We start from the raw sequence: 23,129 nt of genomic DNA on the forward strand, positions 1-23,129 counted from the left end.
ATCAGGAGAGTGGCAACAAAAGTGAAACACATCAAAAAAGTTCTTTTAGCACTGATTTTCTTTCATACCTTGCTTGTCACTTTCCCTGTACAAGCAGCTGAAGGTCAAATTGATAAAAGTGTTAGTGACACATATGAAAAACAAGAAAAACAAATTGACAATAAGCAGGAAACCAACCCCATTGGAAGTGCACAACCTGCCAATGAGCTTACAGCCGGCGATTTTTTAAAAATGATTTTTACCACTTTATTTGTAGTAGCACTCATTTATTTTTTATTAAAATTCATAAATAAAAAAAATCGTATGATTAATCAGCATCGATTCATTGAAAACCTTGGCGGAACCAGTTTAGGAACGAACCGCTCCATTCAAATTGTAAAGGTTGGGGAGCGGGTTTTAGTCGTTGGTGTAGGAGACACGATTCAGCTTCTAAAGGAAATTGAAGACACAAATGAAATAAATGAAATACTTGAACAACATAATTCGTCATTAGAATCCATGATTCAACCAAAAGATGTCATTAATCGTTTTCTTGAAAAAAGAAAAGAAGCAAAGAATGCAGATCAGTCCCTTTTTTCCTCAATGCTACAGAAGCAATTAACAGAGCTAAAACAAGGGAGAAAGAAAATTGTCGAGCAACTTAATAATAAGGAGTCTAGCAAAGAATGAATGAATTTATGGAATTTTTTAACACTAGCGCTCCTGAAAATGTTTCGACCTCAGTTAAGCTGCTTCTACTTTTAACAGTTCTTTCTGTTGGACCAAGTATTTTGATTTTAATGACAAGCTTTACAAGAATTATTGTTGTGCTTTCATTTGTTAGGACCTCACTCGGGACACAACAAATGCCACCAAATCAGGTTTTAATCGGACTTGCATTATTTTTAACCTTTTTTGTGATGGGACCAACATTTAGTGAAGTGAATGACCAAGCGTTAACTCCGTTGTTTAATGAGGAAATTAATTTAGAGGAAGCTTATACACGTGCTGCTGTACCATTTAAGGAATTTATGAGTGTACATACACGGCAAAAAGACTTAGAGTTGTTTTTAAATTACTCTGGAGCAGACAGACCTGCGTCCATTCAAGATATTCCATTAACCGCACTAGTTCCGGCATTTGCGATTAGTGAACTTAAAACAGCATTTCAAATTGGATTTATGATTTTCATTCCATTTCTTGTGATTGATATGGTTGTAGCAAGTATCTTAATGTCAATGGGGATGATGATGCTCCCACCTGTTATGATTTCCTTGCCATTTAAAATACTCTTATTTGTTCTCGTGGACGGATGGTATTTGATCGTAAAATCTTTATTACAAACCTTCTAGAAGTAGGTGAACAGCGTTGAATCCTGAAGTAGTCATCTCATTGGCAGAAAAAGGTGTATATACGACATTAATGATTTGTGGTCCACTTTTATTGGTTGCACTCGTTGTTGGGCTCATTGTGAGTGTATTCCAGGCAACCACACAAATTCAGGAGCAAACCTTGGCTTTTATTCCAAAAATCGTTGCTGTACTTGTTGGTTTGGTTTTCTTTGGACCTTGGATGCTTTCAAAGATGCTCGCATATACTCATGATATTTTTAGTAATTTAACAAGATTTGTAGGGTGAAAAAATGCCAGATGTTTATACCTATTTTCCTGCATTTTTGCTTGTTTTGGTTAGAGTCACGAGCTTTTTTGTAACGATGCCATTGTTTTCATATCGAAATCTTCCTGCTTCACATCGGGTTGGTATTGCATTTTTTCTTTCATGGATTATGTTCCTGTCTATGGAAAAGCCGATCCTTCAAATTGATGGCTCTTATATAATGCTGATATTTAAAGAGGCAATGGTAGGACTTCTAATTGGTTTAGTTGCCTATATGATTTTTGCGGCAATTCAAATTGCAGGAGGTTTTATTGACTTTCAAATGGGGTTTGCCATAGCGAATGTAATCGATCCCCATACCGGGGCACAAAGTCCATTAATGGGTCAATACTTATATACATTTTCACTTCTCTTTTTACTAGCAATTAATGGTCACCATCTATTATTGGACGGAATTTTTTACAGCTATGAATTCATACCTATGGAACAATTAACACTCCCGTTTGGGCATGAAAATGTAGTTGAATTTGTTATTAGGGCTTTTGGCACAATGTTTATTATTGCATTTCAAATGGCCATGCCAGTCGTAGGCGCTTTGTTTTTAGTGGATATTGCCTTAGGAATTGTCGCAAGAACAGTTCCACAGCTAAATGTTTTTGTAGTTGGACTGCCATTAAAAATTGGGGTTAGTTTTGTTGTTACGATAATCGCGATGTCGATGATCTTTATGCTTGTCGGGAAACTAGTAGACAATATGTTATATACGATGAGAGGACTAATGGAACTTTTAGGAGGAAGCTAGATGTATTTTGTTCGTCTTAACCTACAATTTTTTGCGGGTGAAAAAACCGAAAAAGCCACTCCTAAAAAACGTCAAGAAACAAGGAAAAAAGGACAGGTTGCAAAGAGTGCAGATGTTAATACAGCTATCCTATTGCTATCAATCTTTTTCACTCTTCTTGTTTTTGGAGGTTTTATTTTTAATCGTATTATGACATTTTTAAATCATTCATTTAATCACTATTTATCGATTACACCGACTGAACAAAGTGTTCAGGAAATTTTTATCGAGTTATCTTTAGAAGCCGCAATTATTTTAGCACCAATCATGGTAGTAGCCCTTATCGCTGGGATTGCAGCAAACCTCATGCAGGTTGGTTTTTTATTTTCAACTGAAGCAATTCAAATGAAATTAAATAAGCTTGATCCAATTCAGGGATTCAAACGAATATATTCGATTCGTGCTCTCGTTGAGATGATTAAATCTATCTTAAAAATTGTCATTGTAGGTGGAGTGACTTTTTCAATTCTTTGGTTTCGCTTGGAAGATATCTTGTCCCTCTCACAGAAAACTGCGGGGGCAGCACTCATTGTATTAGCTAAACTCACCGTTCAGATGGGGTTGTTTGCTGGCGGGGCACTATTATTCTTGTCTTTTTTAGACTATCTCTATCAACGCTTTGATTATGAAAAGAATATTAGAATGTCAAAGCAGGATATTAAAGACGAATACAAGAAGACAGAAGGGGACCCACTGATCAAATCAAAAATAAAGCAAAAACAACGTGAAATGGCAATGAGTCGAATGATGCAAGAAGTTCCAAATGCCGATGTTATTATTACAAACCCAACCCACTATGCGATTGCTTTAAAATATGATGAGACAAAAATGGATGCACCATTCGTTGTCGCAAAGGGTGTAGATTTTGTAGCTGGACGCATAAAGGAAATTGCCAAAGAACATAAAATTACAACTATAGAAAACCGACCATTAGCAAGAGCTCTATATGCAGGAGCAGAAATTGGGGATGCCATTCCCGAAGAATATTTTAAAGCGGTAGCTGAAATTCTAGCCTATGTATACCGCTTAAAAGAGAAAGTTTAGAGACTTTATTAACATTCTCATCACCACTTGAGCTTTTTTGACTTAAAGGAGAGAAAACAATGCGAGCAAGAGATTTATCCGTTTTATTAAGTGTAATCTTAATAGTTGCCATGCTTATTATTCCATTTCCTGCATGGTTGCTAAGTGTTTTAATTATGATCAATATTTCTCTTGCGCTGTTAGTTCTCTTAACTTCAATGAATATGCAGGAACCACTTCAATTTTCAATTTTTCCATCACTATTACTTCTTTTAACCTTATTTAGATTAGGGTTAAATGTTTCAACAACGAGATCAATTCTTTCGACTGGGGATGCCGGTGGTGTTGTCCACACCTTTGGTACTTTTGTTGTTGGGGGAAATATTATTGTTGGATTCGTTGTCTTTTTAATCCTCGTTATTATTCAATTTATTGTTATTACGAAAGGTTCCGAACGTGTATCGGAAGTTGCAGCACGATTTACATTAGATGCAATGCCAGGTAAGCAAATGAGTATTGATGCTGATTTAAATGCTGGGATGATCTCTGATTCTGAAGCACGCGAACGCCGTGATAAGGTAAGTAGAGAGGCTGATTTTTACGGTGCTATGGATGGAGCGAGTAAGTTCGTTAAAGGGGATGCGATTGCAGGTATCATCATTGTTCTGATTAACTTAATATTTGGTTTTATCATTGGGATGACACAGCATGGGTTAGGCTTCCAGGAATCTCTTTCTAAATTTACACTCTTAACAATAGGTGACGGACTTGTTAGTCAAATTCCTGCATTATTAATTTCTACCGCAACAGGTATTGTTGTCACTCGCGCTGCTTCAGAAGGAAATTTAGGAACTGATATTACAAAGCAATTATTTGCTTATCCAAAAATGCTGTATGTCACAGCAGGTACAATCTTTCTGTTAGGATTGTTTACTCCNNATTTATTAACTATATCTATTTCAAGTTTCTTAGCTATCGGCGGCTTTATGATTTCCAAAAACAAGGATCAGGAGATTCAATTAGAGCCAGAAACGGAAGAAGAAGTGCAAGTTGAGGACTTAAAAAGTCCTGAAAGTGTTGTTAATTTATTAAATGTTGATCCAATTGAGTTCGAGTTTGGTTATGGTTTGATTCCTTTAGCTGACACTAACCAAGGTGGGGACATTTTAGACAGAATCGTCATGATTCGTAGACAATTGGCGATTGAGTTAGGTCTAGTCATACCAGTCGTTCGAATTAGGGATAATATTCAATTACAGCCCAATGAGTATCGCTTGAAAATAAAAGGAAGTGAAATGGCTAGAGGGGAACTATTGCTCGACCATTTCTTGGCGATGAGTCCAGGCTATGATGATGATTCGATTGAAGGTATTGATACAGTAGAGCCATCATTTGGTCTACCAGCAAAATGGATTTCTGAAGAGATGAAGGATCAGGCGGAAATGCAAGGCTATACAGTGGTGGACCCACCATCTGTTGTGTCAACGCATATTACGGAGGTCATTAGAAGAAATGCGCATGAATTACTAGGTAGACAAGAAACGAAGCAATTAATTGATCATTTAAAAGAATCGTACCCAATTTTAGTGGATGAAGTGACACCGAGTCCACTATCAGTTGGAGATATTCAAAAGGTATTGGCAAAATTATTAAAGGAAAATGTTTCGATCCGAAACTTACCGATTATTTTTGAAACTTTAGCTGATTTTGGAAGAATGACAACTGATACCGATTTATTAACAGAATATGTAAGACAATCCCTTGCTAGGCAGATTACAAATCAATACATTGTCCAAGGAGAAACGATGAAGGTTGTGACTCTATCAGGTAGAGTTGAAAAGCATGTTGCAGATGGTGTTCAGCAAACAGAGCATGGAAACTATTTATCAATTGATCCGAACGTGTCACAGTCCATCATTGAATCCATTGCTAAGCAAATCGAAACTGTCAGTATACAAGAACAGTCTCCGATTTTATTATGCTCGCCAGCTGTACGAATGTACGTAAGGCAATTAATTGAACGATATTTTCCGCAGGTTCCTGTCCTTTCATATAATGAGCTTGAGGCAAATGTGGAAGTTCAAAGTGTTGGGGTGGTGAATATAGATTGAAGGTAAAAAAATACATTGCTCCTTCTATGCCTGAAGCGATGAAATTGATCCGTGCAGAATTAGGTAGTGATGCAGTTATTTTAAATTCAAAAATTGTTCAAACACAAGGCTTTTTTGGCCTTTTTCGAAAAAAGAATTTTGAAGTAATTGCGGCGGTTGACCCAGAGGCTCCAAGAAAGCAAATAGTAAAGCCTAAAGAAAAGGAACGAAAAGTACCGGTAATCGAAAAACAAAATGAACCACAAAAACCGGTTGTTCGTGAACCATTAAATAAATATGAAGCAAAGGAATCACATGAGCCGGCTCCTGAGTTTCTAAAAGAAATTCAGGAACTAAAAGCAGCTATGAAGGAACTAACCTCAGAGATTAGCCCGTATACAGGACCCCTTCAGGAAATGAATCATTTGCTGCAGCATCAAGAATTTGACTCATCGATTAGAAAAGAAATCATGTCTCGTTTACTTGAAAAATGGTATTTGACATCCGAGAAAGCTTCATTTGAAGACATCCAAAATTGGACAAAGGAATGTATTATTTCAAAAATTTCTAACGTAGAATACGGTGGCTTAACTTATCAAAAAAAATATATTAATATAGTCGGCCCAACTGGAGTTGGTAAAACAACAACTATTGCTAAAATTGCAGCTGACTGCATGATAAAGGACAAAAAAAGGATTGCCTTCATTACAACCGATACGTTTCGGATTGCGGCCATTGAGCAATTGAAAACCTATGCGAAAATACTAGGTGCACCTGTTGAGGTTTGTTATTCCTTCGATGATTTTAAAAAAGCAAAGCAAACCTATAAAGATTATGATGTTGTTTTCGTTGATACAGCAGGCAGAAATTTCCGGAATGAAAAATATATAGATGATTTAAATAGTCTGATTCATTTTTCAAATGATATGGAGACCTTATTGGTCCTCTCTTTAACATCAAAAATGAATGATATGAAACTAATTTATGAACAATTTTCCAAAATTTCTATTTCTAAATTTATATTTACAAAAGTGGACGAAACGGCAAACTATGGAGCAATGGTGAATTTAATTGTCGATTCTGGCATTGGTGTTGCATATTTAACAAATGGACAAAATGTGCCCGACGACATTGTCATTGCTTCACCTTCTTTAATCGCTAATACAACTCTTGGAGTCGATGAATCATGATAGACCAAGCTGCAGTTCTTCGTAAAAAACTAGCATCGATGAATAACGAACAAGACCAACCGAAGACAATAGCTGTAATCAGTGGCAAAGGTGGAGTTGGAAAATCCAACCTCTCCCTGAACTTTTCCATTGCCCTATCACAATTTGGCAAGAAGGTGTTGCTTTTTGATATGGATATCGGGATGGGAAATATTGATATTTTGATGGGAATTGCCGCACATCATACGATTGTGGATTTATTTGAAAAGAGTCTTACCATTAAAGATTTGCTTATCAAGGGGCCAGTTGGCATTGATTATATTGCAGGTGGAAATGGATTGCCGAATCTTTTTAAGCTTGATGAAAAGAAGTCGGAATATTTAATCGACCAATTGCAACTTGTACTTAATGATTATGATTACGTTATTTTTGATATGGGTGCAGGAATGAATGAAGAAAATGTAAAATTCCTCATGGCCATGGATGAAATCTTTGTAATTACAACCCCAGAGCCAACCGCAATCACAGATGCTTATTCAGCAATGAAATATATCTGTATGTTTGATCAGTCTATACCGTTATATTTAATTGTTAATCGCGCCGAAAATGAGTCGGAAGGTATGCAAACACTTAAAAGATTAAAGCAAGCAGTATTGCAGTTTTTAGTAAAGGAAGTCCGGGTGCTAGGTGTTTTACTTGATGATAAAACCGTTCAAAAATCTGTTAGTCATCAAGAGCCATTTTTGTTATATGCGCCAAAAGCTGTCATTAGCAAGAACCTACTTGATATTTGCAGAAATTATCTAGATAAAAATAATGAACAATTACACATTAAGAATCAACATTCATCCTTTATATCAAAGTTACAGCGTTTTTTCGTACGTGGTAGATAGGAGTTTTAAAATGACAAAAATTAATGTTCTTATTGTAGACGATTCAGCATTTATGAGGAAACTCATTTCAACTTTTCTTCAGGAAGATTCAAGAATTCATGTTGTTGGTACTGCAAGAAATGGAATCGATGCAATGAATAAAATAAATATACTTAATCCGGATGTTGTGACTTTAGATATTGAGATGCCTGAAATGAATGGAATTGAAGCGTTACAGCGGATTATGAGCGAAGACCCACGTCCTGTTGTGATGCTTTCAAGTACAACGAAAGAAGGAACAGAGAACGCGTTACTCGCGATGCAATATGGTGCAGTTGATTTCATTCAAAAACCATCAGGTCCAATTTCCATTGACCTTCATCTAATTAAAAAAGAAATCGTGACAAAAGTACTACATGCCGGAAAAGTAAATGTCGCTTTGCTTAAAAAGCCATTGAAAATACAAGAAACTATTACAACTAGAATAGTAGAGTGTAGTAAAATAGAACTAGAATCAAATAGAAGCATTAAAAAGATTGTTTGTATAGGAACGTCAACTGGAGGACCAAGAGCGCTACAACAAGTGCTCCCTGAAATTCCAAGAAATTATCCTGCACCAATTGTTATTGTGCAGCATATGCCAGCAGGCTTTACAAAATCACTAGCTAATAGGCTCAATAGTTTGTGTGAGATTACTGTTAAAGAAGCTGAGAATGGAGAATTTTTAAAGGCTGGAACGGCTTATATCGCCCCCGGTGGCCATCATATGAAAATAAAAAAGATTGGCACTTCATTAGCTGTTAATATTGATGAAAGCGAATTGAGAAATGGGCATAGACCATCTGTTGATGTCCTATTTGAATCTGTTGGTGAAATTAAAGGAATTCAAAAAATATCTGTTATTATGACCGGCATGGGATCAGATGGATCCTTCGGACTTAAGAAACTAAAAGAGAATGGAAAAACTGTTGCTATTGCAGAATCATCAGAAACCTCAATCGTTTTCGGAATGCCAAAGTCGGCAATTGAAACAAATTTAGTAGATAGAGTTGAAAATTTAGAAGATATAGCAGGCACAATACTTAGCCTTACATAAGTAAAGGGGTGTAATTTAATGAAAATGGATCAATATTTAGAAGTGTTTATTGAAGAAAGTAAGGAGCATCTTCAGGCTTGTAATGAGCATTTATTAGAATTGGAAAAAGATCCCGAAAATATTTCAATCGTTAATGAAATCTTCCGCTCGGCCCATACATTAAAGGGAATGTCCGCCACGATGGGGTATGATGATCTAGCAAGCCTCACACATCAAATGGAAAATGTACTTGATGGCATTCGAAACATGAAAATAAACGTAACCCCGTCACTTTTAGATATTGTTTTCAAAGCAGTTGATTATCTAGAAGAAATGATTTTTTCGATTGCAGACGGAGGAGACGGAAAAAAAGATGTTTCTGATGTTGTGTTTTCGTTGAAGAAAATTGAAAGTGGCGAAGAAATTACAGAAGATGAAACACCTGTTTCAGTAGCGTTAAAAACTGAAAGCGCGGCTTTAAGGTCTAATTATGATGATTTTGAATTAACCGTAATCCAACAATCAAAAGAGCAAGGTTTTAATTGTTATGAAATCACAATTCTTCTTAGAGAGGATTGTTTATTAAAGGCCGCCCGCGTATTTATGGTATTTGAGATCCTTGAACAGGTTGGTGAAATCATTAAATCCATTCCTTCAGTGGATCAGTTAGAGGAAGAACAATTCCAGAATGAGTTCACTGTGACTGTCGTGTCAACCGAGTTAGCCGAAAATATCGAAAAACGAATTATGAAAGTATCTGAAATAGAAAGAGTAACAGTATTAGATTTCCAACTTGACTCATTAAATACTGGAGTAAAAGAACAAATTCAAGCAAAGAAGGAAGTTGCTCCTACACTTGCTGCCGTGGATGAACAGCCAAAGTCTGAAAAAGAAGATAATCAACCTGCAAAAACAGGTAGTAAGCACGGTGGTAATCATAAGACAATTAGGGTCAATATTGAACGACTTGATATTCTTATGAATTTATTTGAAGAATTAGTAATTGATAGAGGGCGTTTAGATCAAATTTCTAGTGATTTAAATCATTCTGAGCTAAATGAAACAGTAGAAAGAATGTCGAGGATTTCAGGAGATTTACAAAACATTATCCTTACAATGCGAATGGTTCCTGTTGAAACGGTATTTAATCGTTTCCCACGAATGGTGCGCCAATTAGCAAAGGATCTGCATAAAAAAATAAACCTTCAAATTGTTGGTGCAGAAACGGAATTAGATCGTACAGTCATCGATGAAATCGGTGATCCACTTGTACATTTATTACGTAATGCCCTAGATCATGGGATTGAAACACCTGAAGCTAGAATAAAAAATGCAAAACAAGTAGAGGGTACGGTTATTTTACGTGCATATCACAGTGGAAATCATGTCTTTATCGAAATTGAAGATGATGGCGCTGGTATTAGCCGTGATAAAATCATTGAAAAGGCTATAAACAAAGGGCTTATTACAGCAAAATCAGCGGAGTCTTTAACCGATAGCCAAGTATTTGATTTCATTTTCTCTTCGGGCTTTTCAACAGCTGAAAAAATTTCGGATGTTTCTGGACGTGGTGTTGGGCTAGATGTTGTAAAGAATACAATTGAATCACTAGGTGGTTCGATTACGATTCGTTCTGTTGTTGGAAAAGGGTCCGTTTTTTCAATACAACTACCGCTAACATTATCAATTATTTCTGTCATGTTAGTTGAAGTACAAAATGAAAAATATGCAATACCACTTTCTTCGATTATCGAAACGGCAATTATCAAAAAGAGTGAGATTCTTCATGCACATAATCAAAAGGTGATTGATTTTAGGGGTAAGGTTGTGCCGTTATTAAACTTAAAGGATATTTTTGAAGTCCCAACGTCTATTGATGAGGATGAGTACCTTTCTGTTGTCATTGTGAAGAAAGGTGACAAATCTGCAGGACTTATTGTTGATTCGTTCATAGGGCAACAAGAGATTGTGTTGAAATCGTTAGGAAACTATTTAACGAATGTGTTTGCGATTTCCGGTGCAACTATACTTGGCGATGGTCAAGTTGCTTTAATTGTCGATTGTAATGCATTAATCAAATAAACTTTTGTAGGTTAAAGGGGGAGAAAAAAATGTCTGAACAAGCAACGGTGTTAAAAGTAATTGTATTTTCACTCCATGATGAGGAGTATGGAATCCCGGTTTCTCAGGTACGTTCTATTGAAAAAGTGCAGCATATAACCCGTGTTCCCAGAACAGCGGGATTTGTAAAGGGTGTTATTAATTTAAGAGGGGTTGTTACTCCGATTATTGATTTAAGAACACGCTTTGGAATGGCCGAATCAGAATATACGGACAGTACAAGGATTATTATTGTTGCGACTGATGATGTTGAGGTTGGATTAATAGTGGATACGGCAAATGATGTAATGGATATTCCTGTAGATACGATTGAACCCCCACCTGAGATTGTAGGTAGTGTTGAGGTGGAATACTTAGAAGGAGTAGCGAAGCTTGAGAAAAGACTGCTCATTTTATTAAATCTAGAAAAGGTCCTTAATTCAAGATTAGTTACGGAAAAGATAGAAGGGTAACAACAATGTCATTTTTCGGACGTATTAATTCCACACATTTAGATATTTTAAAAGAGATTGGTAATATTGGGGCTGGGCATTCTGCTACTGCTTTGTCGAAACTATTAAACCGAAAAATCGATATGCAGGTGCCAAATGTAAGAATCGTTTCTTTTGATGAAATGATGGAGTTTGCAGGTGGTGCTGAAAATATTGTGGCTGGTATTTTCCTAAGGATCGAAGGAGATTTAACCGGAAATATGTTTTTCATTTTGCAGCTCCCACAAGCAACAAAATTAATTCAGGATTTAGTGAATGATAATAGCTTTTCATTTGAGAGCGACATCCAAAACGAAATGGGGATATCTGCTTTTCAAGAGGTTGGAAATATTTTGTCAGGTTCGTATCTTACATCATTATCAGATTTTACCGGATTGAATTTGTATCCATCCGTTCCTGGATTTTCAATCGATATGGTGGGTGCAATTATCGGTTATGGCTTACTGGAACTTTCACAGGTAAGTGATTTTGCAATTGCCATTGAAACAGAAATTAATGAAAATGAGAATTCTGATAACAACAATATAAATGGGCATTTTTTGCTGTTGCCGGATCCTGATTCATTTGAAAAAATCTTTACTGCATTAGGAGTACAAATACATGATTAACTCTTCACAAGTCATTAAAGTTGGGATAGCTGACATGAATGTCATTGCTACACCTGACTTAATCCGAACATCTGGATTAGGATCCTGTGTTGGAGTTGTCATTTATGATCAAGCAAAAAAGGTAGCAGGACTAGCCCATATTATGCTACCAGATTCGACATCGACAAAAGCAGGTAACCTGAATATTGCAAAATATGCTGATACTGCAATAGAAGAGCTTATTCAACAATTAATTAAAATTGGCGGTCGAGCACATTATTTAAAAGCCAAAATTGCAGGCGGAGCTCAAATGTTCCAATTTCAAACGGGCAGTGATATTATGAGGATTGGTCCGCGCAATGTTGAGGCGGTTGAGGCAGAGCTAAAGCGCTTTAACATCCCACTTGTTGCAGCCGATGTTGGTGGGAATAATGGTCGAACAATTGAATTTGACCCCGAGACAACCATTCTTAAAATACGCACAGTCAGCAAAGGGATTAAGGAGCTTTAGGCAGGTTAAAATAATATACAGAAATGAACGAAAGGAGGAGTAGAATGTCCAGATTATCATCGACAGAACATCAAGAATATTGGCAGAAATGGACCGACTCACGAGACGTAGATGCGGGGGATGCCCTCGTTAGAAAATACATGCCGCTCGTTTCTTACCATGTACAGCGAATCTCAGTCACTTTGCCGAAAAGTGTAAACAAAGATGATATAAAAAGTCTTGGGATGATTGGGTTATATGATGCTCTGGAAAAATTCGATCCTTCCCGTGACTTAAAATTTGATACATATGCTTCCTTTCGAATTAGAGGAGCTATACTAGATGGCTTGAGAAAGGAAGACTGGTTACCTAGAAGCTCAAGAGAAAAATCAAAAAAAGTAGAAGCTGCCATCGAAAAGCTAGAACAAAAGCTGATGCGGAACGTTACGATACCAGAAATCGCTGCTGAAGTCGAAATGAGTGAAGAAGATGTTTATCAAACTATGAATGAAGGCTTCTTTGCAAATGTTCTTTCCATGGACGATTATCAGCATGATGACGAGAATAGTGAAAAATCGCATCTTTCAATTAAGGACAATAAGACCTTATCACCGGAAGAACATATTGTAAAAAAAGAAGTACTCAATCAATTAATCAACGTCATCCAACAGTTAAATGAAAAAGAGCAGTTGATTATTAGTTTATTTTATAAGGAAGAACTCACCTTAACCGAAATAGGACAGGTTATGGGTTTATCGACATCTAGAATATCTCAAATTCACTCAAAGGCACTATTTAAGCTTAAGGATATTTTACAAAAACACATTCATTAAAGGGCGGGTGGACTGTGGCAGAAATCGAACTTTTAGTATCCAAAGATAAATTTACCGTTCATGTCAACGTCATTAGAGATTCTACACCTCTACAAATTGAACAGTCCGAGGTTTATTCCATGTTGTCGAAACATGGTATTACGTTTGGAATAAAACGCGAGGTCATCGCGCAAATGATAGCGAATATGGATGACGTGTTTTTTCCTTTATTAATTGCAGAAGGCGTGGCACCTGAAAAAGGTGAAGATGGTTTTATTAAATTAGAGACTTCGGAAAATAAACAGGACTTTCAAACGAATATGGTCTTAAATTTTCGAAATGTAAGACAAATACCTTCTGTAAAAGCGGGACAACTTGTTGCTACCATTTATCCAAGTAGGCCTGGAACTCCCGGAAGAAATGTGCTAGGACAGCCAATAGCAGCGAAGAACGGAAAACCATATCCTTTTAGCGTAGGTAAAAACATTGTGGAAACAAATGGGCAACTTTATGCCACTATGGACGGACAAATTAGCCTATCAGGAAAAAAGATAAGCGTTCTTCCCGTTTTTGAAGTAAATGGGGATTTAAACCTCAAAACGGGTAATATTGACTTCATTGGCAATGTCACAATAAGAGGGAATGTACCGAGCGATTACGTCGTAAAAGCAGGTGGAGACATTTCGATCTATGGTATTGTCGAAGGCGCACAATTAGAGGCTGGAGGATCGATTTATATATCAGGTGGGATTGTTGGGTTTGCCAAAGCATCAATTCATGCCAAAGGGGATATAATTGCATCCTATATGAATCAATGCCAGGTACATGCAGGGAAAAATATCGAAGCGACTGGTTCAATTTTACATAGCGTATGTTTTGCATACGGAAGTGTTCATTCCTTGACCGGGAGCATTATTGGTGGACTCATTACAGCTGGAGATCACATAACGGCTAAGGACATCGGAAATGCATCACATACAAAGACTGAGATACAAATTGGAATAATTGATCGATACAGTGAAGAAGAAAAACGGATTCGTTCCGAAATGGACGTAACAAAAGCCCAACTTCAAAAAGTTTTACTCATACTCCAGAAATTATCAGAAAAATACAAAAGGACATCAACTCTTACAGAGAATGAAATTTTAATTCTTAAAAGAGACAAACTTACACAAACGGAACTAACAAAAAAACTAGAACTGCTTGAATCTGTATTAACCGAACTTTCGTCAAAGCAGAAGGAAGCATCTGCAAATAGCTTAATCGCTACCGGTACTCTTTATCCGAATGTCTATGTCCAATTTGGTAAATATAAGAGAATCATAAACCAACTCTTTCACCATGTAAAAGCGCAATTAGTCAATAAAGAGATTTCAATAGACATCTATTCTGAAAAATAAAACTCGGAAGAAGTGAAAATAATTGAGTCTAAAATTAGTTGAATTACAAGTTGCGATTCCAAGAACCCAAGATGCAGGAAAAATTCAAGAACAATTAATGATGCGTGGACAGCATATGCAAGACCAAATTCACTTAGAAAATGAGAAGTTGGAAAAAAGAAACCGAACAAAAGTGAATGAAAACAATAAATCTGAAAACGCACAAATACATAAGGATTCATCATCAAACCCTTTTTCAAAACAGCCTTCACATACTTCAAAACAACCTGAACAAGAAGAGAACGAGCAACATCCCTACAAGGGTAATTTTATCGATATCGTGGGATAGAGGGAATTGAATGACAACCATATTATTTATCATTTGCTTTGCATTACTGGCAGTCGCCTTTTTTTTAATTATTCTTTTATATCTTAAGATTACACAACTAAAAGATGTTGAAACGAAACAAGAACGTTTATTAAAGGAATTCGAAAATGTGATCACTTCATATGTGATGGAAATCAAAGAAGAAAATGAAGTGTTTTTAAATAGAATCAAAGATGTAAAAAAAGCATCGAAACTAAAACAAGAAATAGTAAAAGAAGATAACTCTAAAAATCAAGCGAACGCTGAGATTGAGGAAATTCACAAGAAAACGATTCATATAAAAGAACAAGAACTAACTTCAGAAGATATTCAGGAACTTCTACCCTCATTTGCTGATCAGGAGGAAATCGAACAAAATCCAAAACAAGCAATATCCGAGAACGATGATAGTCTTATAGAGGTTCTTTTTAAAGATATAGATCATCTCACTAAACTAGGTCATTCTTATGAGGAAATCGCAAAAAAGTTAAATAAAGGGAAAACCGAAATCGAACTTTTACACAAATTTCGTCAAAACAACTAATTTTTCTTGACCCTCGCGTTTTGATTATGTTATATTAATTTTTGGTGTTATTACACANNTTGCTTAAAGATGATATGAACGGAGGAAAAAAAACCATTAGGAGGATTTATCCATGTCAGTAATTTCTATGAAGCAATTGCTTGAAGCTGGTGTTCACTTCGGTCACCAAACACGCCGTTGGAACCCAAAAATGAAGCGTTACATCTTTACAGAGCGTAACGGAATCTATATCATTGACCTTCAAAAAACAGTTAAGAAGGTTGAAGAAGCATATAATTTCGTTAAGGAATTAGCAGGTAACGGTGGAACAATGCTTTTTGTTGGTACTAAAAAGCAAGCTCAAGATTCAGTTAAAGAAGAAGCTGAGCGTTCTGGAATGTACTTTGTTAACCAACGTTGGTTAGGTGGTACTTTAACAAACTTTGAAACAATTCAAAAGCGTATCAAGCGTCTTAAAGATATTGAAAAAATGCAAGAAGACGGCACTTTTGATGTTTTACCTAAGAAAGAAGTTGTTCAGCTTAAGAAAGAGTTAGAGCGTCTTGAAAAATTCTTAGGCGGAATTAAAGATATGAAGCAATTACCAGATGCTTTATTCATCATCGACCCTCGCAAAGAGCGTATTGCAGTTGCAGAAGCTCATAAATTAAACATTCCGATCGTAGGTATCGTTGATACAAACTGTGATCCAGATGAAATTGATTATGTAATCCCTGCAAACGATGATGCAATTCGCGCGGTTAAGCTTTTAACAGGTAAAATGGCAGACGCTATCCTAGAAGCTAAACAAGGTGAAGAAACATCTGCTTAATGAGCGAAAGGTGATAAGAGGGTTATGCCTTTTATCACCTTTTTTAAGAACTATATATTTTTGCGCTTTTTAAGTCATAATAGATACAGAATGTCTATTGAATTTAATTTCGTACAATTCGAACTAGTACATAGTGGCAAATAAGGAGGAAAACATAATGGCAGTTACTGCACAAATGGTAAAAGAGCTCCGTGAAAGAACAGGAGCAGGTATGATGGACTGTAAGAAGGCTCTTACAGAAACGAATGGTGATATGGACAGTGCAATTGACTATCTTCGTGAAAAAGGTATTGCAAAAGCTGCGAAAAAAGGTGACCGTATCGCTGCTGAAGGTTTAACTTCTATTGAAGTTTCAGGAAATGAAGCAGTTATCATTGAAGTTAACTCTGAAACAGACTTCGTTGCAAAAAATGAAGGTTTCCAAACTCTAGTAAAAGAATTAGCTGCTCATCTATTAGCGAAAAAGCCTGCTAACGTTGAAGAAGCATTAGAACAAAAGATGGACAACGGTTCAACCGTTTCTGAGTATATTAATGCAGCTATCGCAAAAATCGGAGAAAAGCTTTCACTTCGCCGTTTTGAAATTGCAACAAAAGAAGATGGTGACGCATTTGGTGCTTACCTTCACATGGGTGGTCGCATTGGTGTTTTAGCCGTTCTAGGTGGTACTTCAGATGCTAATGTTGCAAAGGATGTTGCAATGCACGTAGCAGCTGTAAATCCTAAATACGTATCACGTGATCAAGTTTCTTCTGAGGAAGTTGAACGTGAGCGTGAAGTATTAACACAACAAGCATTAAATGAAGGAAAACCTGAAAATATCGTAGCGAAAATGGTTGAAGGACGTCTAAGCAAGTTCTTCGAAGACATCTGTCTTCTTGACCAAAGCTTCGTTAAAGACCCAGATCAAAAGGTTCGCAAGTTTGTTGAATCTAAAGGCGCTACAGTGAAGAGCTTCGTTCGTTACGAAGTTGGTGAAGGGATCGAGAAACGTCAAGATAACTTTGCTGAAGAAGTAATGAGCCAAGTGAAGAAGTAAAAATAAAACAGGGAACACGTTATGTGTTCCCTATTTTTTGAAATGATAAGTATTACACCATAAAGAGGTGCTTGTACTTTTCTTAAAAGATGGAGGTTTTTTATTCGATGAGTGGTGCCAAATATAAACGTGTAGTGTTAAAATTAAGCGGAGAAGCATTAGCGGGTGAGCAGGGGTTTGGCATAAATCCATCTGTAATCCAATCTGTAGCAAAACAAGTGAAGGAAGTTGCTGAACTAGGTGTGGAAGTTGCAGTTGTTGTCGGTGGTGGAAACATTTGGAGAGGCAAGATCGGCAGTGAAATGGGGATGGACCGTGCAAATGCGGACTATATGGGAATGCTTGCAACGGTTATGAATTCCTTAGCGTTACAAGATAGCTTAGAAAACTTAGGGATCCAAACTCGTGTCCAAACATCCATTGAAATGCGTCAAGTCGCAGAACCATACATAAGAAGAAAAGCGATTCGTCATCTAGAAAAGAAACGTGTTGTTATTTTTGCAGCAGGTACCGGAAATCCTTACTTCTCAACAGATACAACAGCGGCATTACGTGCTGCTGAAATTGAAGCAGAGGTTATTTTAATGGCTAAAAATAATGTTGATGGTGTTTATAGTGCAGACCCATCAATAGATAAAACAGCTGTGAAATATGAGTCATTAACATATCTCGATGTTATTAAAGAAGGCTTAGCTGTAATGGATTCCACTGCATCCTCACTTTGCATGGACAATGATATTCCGTTAATTGTTTTTTCAATTATGGAAGAAGGAAATATTAAGCGTGCCGTACAAGGAGAAAATATCGGAACAATTGTAAGGGGGAAATAACTTATGGCAAATAACACATTAAACCAAGTAAAAGATAAAATGTCTAAAGCAGTCCAAGCTTTGTCTCGTGAACTAGCAACTGTAAGAGCCGGAAGAGCGAACCCAGCAATCCTCGATAAGGTTACAGTTGATTACTACGGTGCACCAACGCCATTAAATCAGGTTGCATCTATCAATGTGCCTGAAGCAAGAATGCTTGTTATTCAACCATATGACAAGTCTATTTTAGGTGATATGGAAAAAGCAATTCAGAAGGCCGATTTAGGCTTAAACCCAACAAATGATGGGTCTATTATTCGTATTTCAATCCCACCACTAACAGAGGAAAGACGTCGTGAGTTAGTGAAGGTTGTTAAGAAATATGCAGAAGAGTCTAAAGTTGCAGTTCGTAATGTACGTCGTGATGGCAACGATGAATTGAAAAAGCTTGAGAAAAACGGTGAAATCACTGAAGACGAATTACGTAGCCTAACTGATGATATTCAAAAAATCACGGACGAATCTATTAATAATATTGATTCAGTTGCAAAAGAAAAAGAAAAAGAAATAATGGAAGTCTAATCCATTTCAATGTACAATATATTGTAAAAAGACCCTCTAACGTTTACAGGGGGTTTTTTTGTTAATACTGACTACTAATTAGTTACCTCAAACGTATAAAAATGGTAAAATGAAACTGGTCTGGGTGCAAAAACGCCAAGGCTCATTTGACTCGGGTGTTGGAGGACTTGTGAATGTTTGAAAAATTTAAAAAAGCGAAGAATAAGTCAGTTTCTATTTCGGAAGAAGAAATAGTAAAAGGACCGATTCCTAATCACATAGCAATCATCATGGATGGAAATGGGAGATGGGCAAAAAAACGAGCATTGCCACGAACTGCCGGTCATCATGAAGGAATGAAGGTAGTTAAGAGAGTGACAAAGCTCGCAAGTAGACTTGGTGTCAAAACATTAACAGTCTACGCGTTTTCAACAGAAAATTGGAAGCGTCCAGAGGATGAGGTTAATTATTTATTAAGACTTCCTGAAGAATTTATGGGAACGTTCCTACCAGAGTTAATTGAAGAAAATGTTCAGGTTCGAATTATGGGGAATAAAGATGCCACACCTGCACATACTCAAAAAGCAGCGGATAAAGCTGTAAATGATACAAGGAACAATACTGGAATGGTATTAAATTTAGCACTTAATTATGGTGGACGTGCCGAAATTATTGAAGCAGTAAACAGGATTCTTTCTGACTATCAAGAGGGTCATCTACATAAAAATATTGATGAGGAATTGTTTGATCAATATTTAATGAGCGCTGGATTACAAGATCCCGATTTATTAATACGTACCAGTGGGGAAATACGATTAAGTAATTTTATGCTCTGGCAGCTTGCATATACTGAATTTTGGTTCACAGATGTGTTATGGCCTGATTTTAAAGAGCAACATTTATTAGAGGCCATCTCCGCATTTCAAAAGAGAGGTCGACGATTTGGGGGAGTGTAAGTACCAGCTCGCATTATAAAAAGGAATGATACGATGAAACAAAGAATTATTACGGCAATCATTGCAGCAGCAGTCTTTTTACCAATTGTGATTATTGGGGGCATACCTTTTACGATTTTAGTCTATTTAATGGGTGCTATCGCCATCTTTGAGCTTTTACGGATGAAGCAAATCAATATTGCATCGATTCCAGGCATAATTTCTATTATATTGTTGTGGATTATTTTAATTCCTAGTAAATACAATGATTTATTTACGACCCTAAAATTTACGAAAATCGAAATAGTCCTATTAATCGTTTTATTTATTTTAACGTATACTGTAATATCTAAAAATAGCTTCAACTTTGATGACGCTGGACTGGTCATTCTTGCAGCATTATATATTGGATTTGGTTTTTATTATATGATTGAAATAAGAACGATGGGATTAGCATATATATTCTATGCGTTCGTTGTTATTTGGACAACTGATTCTGGGGCTTATTTTGTTGGGAGAAAGCTTGGTAAGAACAAGCTTTGGCCAGAAATTAGTCCTAATAAGACAATTGAGGGCTTTGTCGGTGGGATTGTTACGGCTATCATATTTGCGTTTATTTTTAACATGATCACGGATTTATTTGATTCCTATTTTTCACTCATTATCGTGACATTGTTTGTGTCTGTTTTTGGACAAATTGGGGATTTAGTAGAATCTGCATTAAAGAGACATTATAATGTGAAGGATTCAGGGACATTGCTGCCTGGACATGGTGGGATATTAGACCGTTTTGATAGCATGATATTCATCCTGCCGATTCTTTACTTTTTAAGACTAATTATATAGTATCGGTTGTGTATTGGGAGTGAGTTTGTGAAGAAAATTAGTTTATTAGGAGCTACGGGCTCCATTGGGCAACAAACGTTGGATGTGATCGAACTGCATCCGACAACGTTAAGTCTTGTTGCTTTGTCACTAGGGGAAAATGTGGCCTTAGGGCGTGAAATTATACATAAGTTTTCACCAAAGCTTGTTTCTGTAAAATCAAAAGAAACCTGCGAAATATTGAAAAGTGAATTTTCTAGTGAGATTCAGTTTGTATATGGTGATGAAGGATTAATAGAGGTTGCTACATTTGATGAAGCGACAATCGTTCTTAATGCAGTAGTTGGAAGCGTTGGATTATTGCCGACTTTAAAAGCAATTGAAGCAAAAAAAACGATTGCGCTTGCTAATAAGGAAACTCTTGTTACTGCAGGTCATCTAGTAATGGATGCTGCAAAGCGACATGGCGTTGATATTTTACCAGTAGATAGCGAGCACTCCGCTATTTTTCAATGCCTCCAAGGTGAAAATGAAAAGAATGTGGAGAAAATCATTCTAACCGCTTCAGGTGGAAGCTTCCGTGACCGCACCCGAGATGAACTTAAGGATGTTACAGTTGATGATGCCCTTAAGCATCCAAACTGGTCAATGGGTGCAAAAATTACAATTGATTCGGCAACCATGATGAACAAAGGGTTAGAAGTAATAGAAGCACATTGGTTGTTCAATCTTCCATATGATCAAATTGATGTTCTTCTTCATAAAGAAAGCATTATTCATTCAATGGTTGAGTTCCACGATAGCAGTGTCATCGCACAGCTTGGAACACCAGATATGAGGGTACCCATTCAATATGCCTTTTCTTATCCAGATCGTTTTCCAATGCCTGCATCAAAAGAGAGATTACGACTTTGGGAAATCGGAAAACTACATTTTTCAAAGCCTGATTTTGACAGATTTAGATGCCTTGGATTTGCCTTCCATGCAGGAAAAACTGGAGGTACTCTTCCAACTGTATTAAATGCTGCAAATGAAGAGGCGGTTTCTGGCTTTTTAAATGAGAAAATTTCATTTCTAGAAATTGAGGAAATCATAGAAGAAACATTGGAAAAACATGATACCATCCAAAATCCTAGTTTGGAAATCATCCAACAGGTAGATAAAGAAGCACGAGCTTTTGTTCGTGAATTTGTAGATAAAAAATAGCGTCTAGCTTCAGGCGCCATCGGCTCGAGGTCACAAGTCAATAGCTTCTGAAGGCAAAAAGCGCCTTCCGTCAGCTCTCGTCTTGTGCTTGTCGCCGATAAGTGTGTGCGACTTGCGCTTTTGGCTTAATCTAACAAAAGGTGGTTAAATATGTGGAGACTGTGATAGCCTTTATCATTATATTTGGTGCACTCGTATTTTTTCATGAGTGGGGACATCTTGTTTTAGCAAAGCGCGCCGGAATTCTCTGCCGTGAATTTGCGATTGGGATGGGACCAAAGGTATTTACCTTTAGAAGAAATGAAACACTTTATACGATTCGTCTCCTCCCGATAGGCGGATATGTTAGAATGGCTGGCGAAGACCCGGAAATGGTTGAAATTAAACCAGGTCATAATATTGGGTTATTATTTGATAGAAATGGGAAAATCGATAAAATTATTTTAAATAATAAGGATAAGTATCCAGATTTAAAGGTAATTGAGGTTGAGGAAGCCGATTTAGAGCATAATCTTTTTATTTCTGGCTATGAGGATGGAGAAGATGAATTTTTAAAAAGATATGAGGTTAGTGAGACTGCTTTTTTCGTAGTTGATGGACAAGAAACTCAAATTGCGCCTTATAATCGCCAATTCTCTTCTAAAACTTTAATGCAACGAACATTGGCAATTGCTGCTGGTCCGGCAATGAATTTTGTACTTGCTTTTATTATTTTAATTGCAATCGGCTTATTACAGGGTACACCGATTGATAAACCAATACTAGGAAAGCTAACTGAAGATGGAGCGGCTCTTCAAGCCGGACTCCATGAAGGTGATATTGTTCGTGAGATTGAAAATGAACAGGTTTCTACTTGGAATGATATTGTAAATATTATTCGCGCAAATCCTGAAGAAGAAATCGGTTTTGTGGTCGAACGTGATGGAAACCTACAAGAAATATCTGTAACTCCGAAAGCTCAGCAGCTTGAGGATAATACAATTGGGGTCATTGGTGTTTATGGGCCAGTTGAAAAATCGGTTTTACCATCCTTGAAATACGGGGTTTTAGAAACCTTTATGTGGACAAAGGAAATTTTACTTGGTCTTGGAAAGCTTATAACAGGTCAATTCTCGATTGACATGCTTTCCGGACCAGTTGGAATATATGTATCAACCGACACAGTTGTTCAATCTGGAATTTTTTATGTGATGAAATGGGCTGCCATCCTCAGTATTAACCTAGGGATTGTAAACCTTTTACCATTGCCAGCTCTTGATGGCGGACGATTAGTATTCTTTGCGTTGGAAGCTGTTCGTGGAAAACCGATTGACAAGCAAAAAGAAGGTATGGTTCATTTTATCGGATTTGCCTTACTTATGCTTCTCATGTTGGTTGTTACATGGAATGATATTCAACGATTCTTTTTATAAGATGAAGTTCAAAAGTCCGGTGAAATTGACACATCGATAGAGGAGCTTCGACTAACTGCCGACACGTCCTGTGT

The 23,129-nt window shown here is 36.8% G+C and carries 25 protein-coding genes; all 25 read left to right on the forward strand.

Annotated elements, in window-relative coordinates:
• Positions 1-21 precede the first annotated feature (21 nt).
• The 25 genes from fliO (at position 22) to rseP (ending at position 23,055) form a co-directional block, all read left to right on the forward strand.
• A complete protein-coding gene (fliO, locus tag V7147_RS10085; protein ID WP_335367724.1) occupies positions 22-669 on the forward strand; it encodes a flagellar biosynthetic protein FliO in 648 nt (215 codons plus the stop codon).
• A complete protein-coding gene (fliP, locus tag V7147_RS10090) occupies positions 666-1,331 on the forward strand; it encodes a flagellar type III secretion system pore protein FliP (protein ID WP_335367725.1) in 666 nt (221 codons plus the stop codon). Before fliO ends, fliP begins: the two co-directional genes overlap by 4 nt.
• A gap of 16 nt (positions 1,332-1,347) precedes the next feature.
• On the forward strand, positions 1,348-1,617 hold the full coding sequence (gene fliQ / locus V7147_RS10095) for a flagellar biosynthesis protein FliQ (RefSeq protein WP_335367726.1): 270 nt from the start codon (positions 1,348-1,350) through the stop codon (positions 1,615-1,617).
• 4 nt (positions 1,618-1,621) lie between these two features.
• The gene (fliR, locus tag V7147_RS10100) at positions 1,622-2,398 is read left to right on the forward strand and encodes a flagellar biosynthetic protein FliR (RefSeq protein WP_335367727.1); all 777 of its coding nucleotides are present in this window, start codon (positions 1,622-1,624) and stop codon (positions 2,396-2,398) included.
• Positions 2,399-3,481: a flagellar biosynthesis protein FlhB gene (flhB, locus tag V7147_RS10105; protein WP_335367728.1), complete on the forward strand. Its 1,083-nt coding sequence runs from the start codon at positions 2,399-2,401 to the stop codon at positions 3,479-3,481.
• Between the two features lie 59 nt (positions 3,482-3,540).
• Positions 3,541-5,571, forward strand: a complete 2,031-nt coding sequence (gene flhA / locus V7147_RS10110) for a flagellar biosynthesis protein FlhA (RefSeq protein ID WP_335367729.1) — start codon at positions 3,541-3,543, stop codon at positions 5,569-5,571.
• Positions 5,568-6,740 carry a flagellar biosynthesis protein FlhF gene (flhF, locus tag V7147_RS10115; protein ID WP_335367730.1) on the forward strand — a complete coding sequence of 391 codons (1,173 nt, stop codon included), beginning with the start codon at positions 5,568-5,570 and terminating at the stop codon, positions 6,738-6,740. Before flhA ends, flhF begins: the two co-directional genes overlap by 4 nt.
• Positions 6,737-7,612 carry a MinD/ParA family protein gene (locus V7147_RS10120; protein ID WP_335367731.1) on the forward strand — a complete coding sequence of 292 codons (876 nt, stop codon included), beginning with the start codon at positions 6,737-6,739 and terminating at the stop codon, positions 7,610-7,612. The genes flhF and V7147_RS10120 overlap by 4 nt, the downstream gene beginning before the upstream one ends.
• A 10-nt stretch (positions 7,613-7,622) precedes the next feature.
• Complete coding sequence (locus tag V7147_RS10125) at positions 7,623-8,687, forward strand: protein-glutamate methylesterase/protein-glutamine glutaminase (protein ID WP_335367732.1); 1,065 nt, start codon at positions 7,623-7,625, stop codon at positions 8,685-8,687.
• An 18-nt stretch (positions 8,688-8,705) separates the two neighbouring features.
• Entirely contained in the window at positions 8,706-10,748 is a 2,043-nt protein-coding gene (locus V7147_RS10130; RefSeq protein WP_335367733.1) for a chemotaxis protein CheA, read from the forward strand.
• Between the two features lie 29 nt (positions 10,749-10,777).
• Positions 10,778-11,239 carry a chemotaxis protein CheW gene (locus V7147_RS10135; RefSeq protein WP_335367734.1) on the forward strand — a complete coding sequence of 154 codons (462 nt, stop codon included), beginning with the start codon at positions 10,778-10,780 and terminating at the stop codon, positions 11,237-11,239.
• 5 nt (positions 11,240-11,244) lie between these two features.
• Entirely contained in the window at positions 11,245-11,886 is a 642-nt protein-coding gene (locus V7147_RS10140) for a chemotaxis protein CheC (protein ID WP_335367735.1), read from the forward strand.
• Positions 11,879-12,376, forward strand: coding sequence for a chemotaxis protein CheD (locus tag V7147_RS10145; RefSeq protein WP_335367736.1), 498 nt, complete (start codon positions 11,879-11,881; stop codon positions 12,374-12,376). Before V7147_RS10140 ends, V7147_RS10145 begins: the two co-directional genes overlap by 8 nt.
• Positions 12,377-12,420: 44 nt before the next feature.
• On the forward strand, positions 12,421-13,188 hold the full coding sequence (locus V7147_RS10150; RefSeq protein ID WP_335367737.1) for a FliA/WhiG family RNA polymerase sigma factor: 768 nt from the start codon (positions 12,421-12,423) through the stop codon (positions 13,186-13,188).
• A 14-nt stretch (positions 13,189-13,202) separates the two neighbouring features.
• The gene (locus V7147_RS10155) at positions 13,203-14,567 is read left to right on the forward strand and encodes a DUF342 domain-containing protein (RefSeq protein WP_335367738.1); all 1,365 of its coding nucleotides are present in this window, start codon (positions 13,203-13,205) and stop codon (positions 14,565-14,567) included.
• Positions 14,568-14,589: 22 nt separating this feature from the next.
• Entirely contained in the window at positions 14,590-14,895 is a 306-nt protein-coding gene (locus V7147_RS10160) for a hypothetical protein (protein WP_335367739.1), read from the forward strand.
• Positions 14,896-14,905: 10 nt separating this feature from the next.
• Positions 14,906-15,457, forward strand: coding sequence for a hypothetical protein (locus V7147_RS10165; protein ID WP_335367740.1), 552 nt, complete (start codon positions 14,906-14,908; stop codon positions 15,455-15,457).
• Positions 15,458-15,569: 112 nt separating this feature from the next.
• Entirely contained in the window at positions 15,570-16,268 is a 699-nt protein-coding gene (gene rpsB, locus V7147_RS10170; protein ID WP_010282364.1) for a 30S ribosomal protein S2, read from the forward strand.
• Positions 16,269-16,425: 157 nt separating this feature from the next.
• Entirely contained in the window at positions 16,426-17,307 is an 882-nt protein-coding gene (gene tsf, locus V7147_RS10175) for a translation elongation factor Ts (RefSeq protein WP_335367741.1), read from the forward strand.
• 107 nt (positions 17,308-17,414) lie between these two features.
• On the forward strand, positions 17,415-18,137 hold the full coding sequence (gene pyrH / locus V7147_RS10180) for a UMP kinase (protein ID WP_335367742.1): 723 nt from the start codon (positions 17,415-17,417) through the stop codon (positions 18,135-18,137).
• A gap of 3 nt (positions 18,138-18,140) precedes the next feature.
• Positions 18,141-18,698 carry a ribosome recycling factor gene (gene frr, locus V7147_RS10185; RefSeq protein WP_335367743.1) on the forward strand — a complete coding sequence of 186 codons (558 nt, stop codon included), beginning with the start codon at positions 18,141-18,143 and terminating at the stop codon, positions 18,696-18,698.
• Between the two features lie 173 nt (positions 18,699-18,871).
• Positions 18,872-19,633: an isoprenyl transferase gene (locus V7147_RS10190; RefSeq protein WP_335367744.1), complete on the forward strand. Its 762-nt coding sequence runs from the start codon at positions 18,872-18,874 to the stop codon at positions 19,631-19,633.
• Positions 19,634-19,666: 33 nt separating this feature from the next.
• The gene (locus tag V7147_RS10195) at positions 19,667-20,458 is read left to right on the forward strand and encodes a phosphatidate cytidylyltransferase (protein ID WP_335367745.1); all 792 of its coding nucleotides are present in this window, start codon (positions 19,667-19,669) and stop codon (positions 20,456-20,458) included.
• Positions 20,459-20,485: 27 nt separating this feature from the next.
• Positions 20,486-21,643, forward strand: coding sequence for a 1-deoxy-D-xylulose-5-phosphate reductoisomerase (locus V7147_RS10200; protein WP_335367746.1), 1,158 nt, complete (start codon positions 20,486-20,488; stop codon positions 21,641-21,643).
• Between the two features lie 152 nt (positions 21,644-21,795).
• Positions 21,796-23,055 carry an RIP metalloprotease RseP gene (gene rseP, locus V7147_RS10205; protein ID WP_335367747.1) on the forward strand — a complete coding sequence of 420 codons (1,260 nt, stop codon included), beginning with the start codon at positions 21,796-21,798 and terminating at the stop codon, positions 23,053-23,055.
• The last annotated feature ends 74 nt before the right edge of the window (positions 23,056-23,129 follow it).

This window comes from Bacillus sp. JJ1521 (assembly GCF_036965165.1).
GTDB lineage: Bacteria > Bacillota > Bacilli > Bacillales > Bacillaceae_L > Ferdinandcohnia.

Bases quoted from the DNA above. Each gene is read 5' to 3' on its own strand.
- pyrH (WP_335367742.1), top strand. From the start codon at position 17,415: ATGAGTGGTGCCAAATATAAACGTGTAGTGTTAAAATTAAGCGGAGAA.
- fliP (WP_335367725.1), top strand. From the start codon at position 666: ATGAATGAATTTATGGAATTTTTTAACACTAGCGCTCCTGAAAATGTT.
- fliR (WP_335367727.1), top strand. From the start codon at position 1,622: ATGCCAGATGTTTATACCTATTTTCCTGCATTTTTGCTTGTTTTGGTT.
- V7147_RS10190 (WP_335367744.1), top strand. From the start codon at position 18,872: ATGTTTGAAAAATTTAAAAAAGCGAAGAATAAGTCAGTTTCTATTTCG.
- tsf (WP_335367741.1), top strand. From the start codon at position 16,426: ATGGCAGTTACTGCACAAATGGTAAAAGAGCTCCGTGAAAGAACAGGA.
- V7147_RS10135 (WP_335367734.1), top strand. From the start codon at position 10,778: ATGTCTGAACAAGCAACGGTGTTAAAAGTAATTGTATTTTCACTCCAT.
- V7147_RS10140 (WP_335367735.1), top strand. From the start codon at position 11,245: ATGTCATTTTTCGGACGTATTAATTCCACACATTTAGATATTTTAAAA.
- V7147_RS10125 (WP_335367732.1), top strand. From the start codon at position 7,623: ATGACAAAAATTAATGTTCTTATTGTAGACGATTCAGCATTTATGAGG.
- V7147_RS10120 (WP_335367731.1), top strand. From the start codon at position 6,737: ATGATAGACCAAGCTGCAGTTCTTCGTAAAAAACTAGCATCGATGAAT.
- V7147_RS10145 (WP_335367736.1), top strand. From the start codon at position 11,879: ATGATTAACTCTTCACAAGTCATTAAAGTTGGGATAGCTGACATGAAT.
- V7147_RS10165 (WP_335367740.1), top strand. From the start codon at position 14,906: ATGACAACCATATTATTTATCATTTGCTTTGCATTACTGGCAGTCGCC.
- frr (WP_335367743.1), top strand. From the start codon at position 18,141: ATGGCAAATAACACATTAAACCAAGTAAAAGATAAAATGTCTAAAGCA.
- V7147_RS10130 (WP_335367733.1), top strand. From the start codon at position 8,706: ATGAAAATGGATCAATATTTAGAAGTGTTTATTGAAGAAAGTAAGGAG.
- V7147_RS10195 (WP_335367745.1), top strand. From the start codon at position 19,667: ATGAAACAAAGAATTATTACGGCAATCATTGCAGCAGCAGTCTTTTTA.
- V7147_RS10150 (WP_335367737.1), top strand. From the start codon at position 12,421: ATGTCCAGATTATCATCGACAGAACATCAAGAATATTGGCAGAAATGG.
- rpsB (WP_010282364.1), top strand. From the start codon at position 15,570: ATGTCAGTAATTTCTATGAAGCAATTGCTTGAAGCTGGTGTTCACTTC.
- flhB (WP_335367728.1), top strand. From the start codon at position 2,399: ATGTATTTTGTTCGTCTTAACCTACAATTTTTTGCGGGTGAAAAAACC.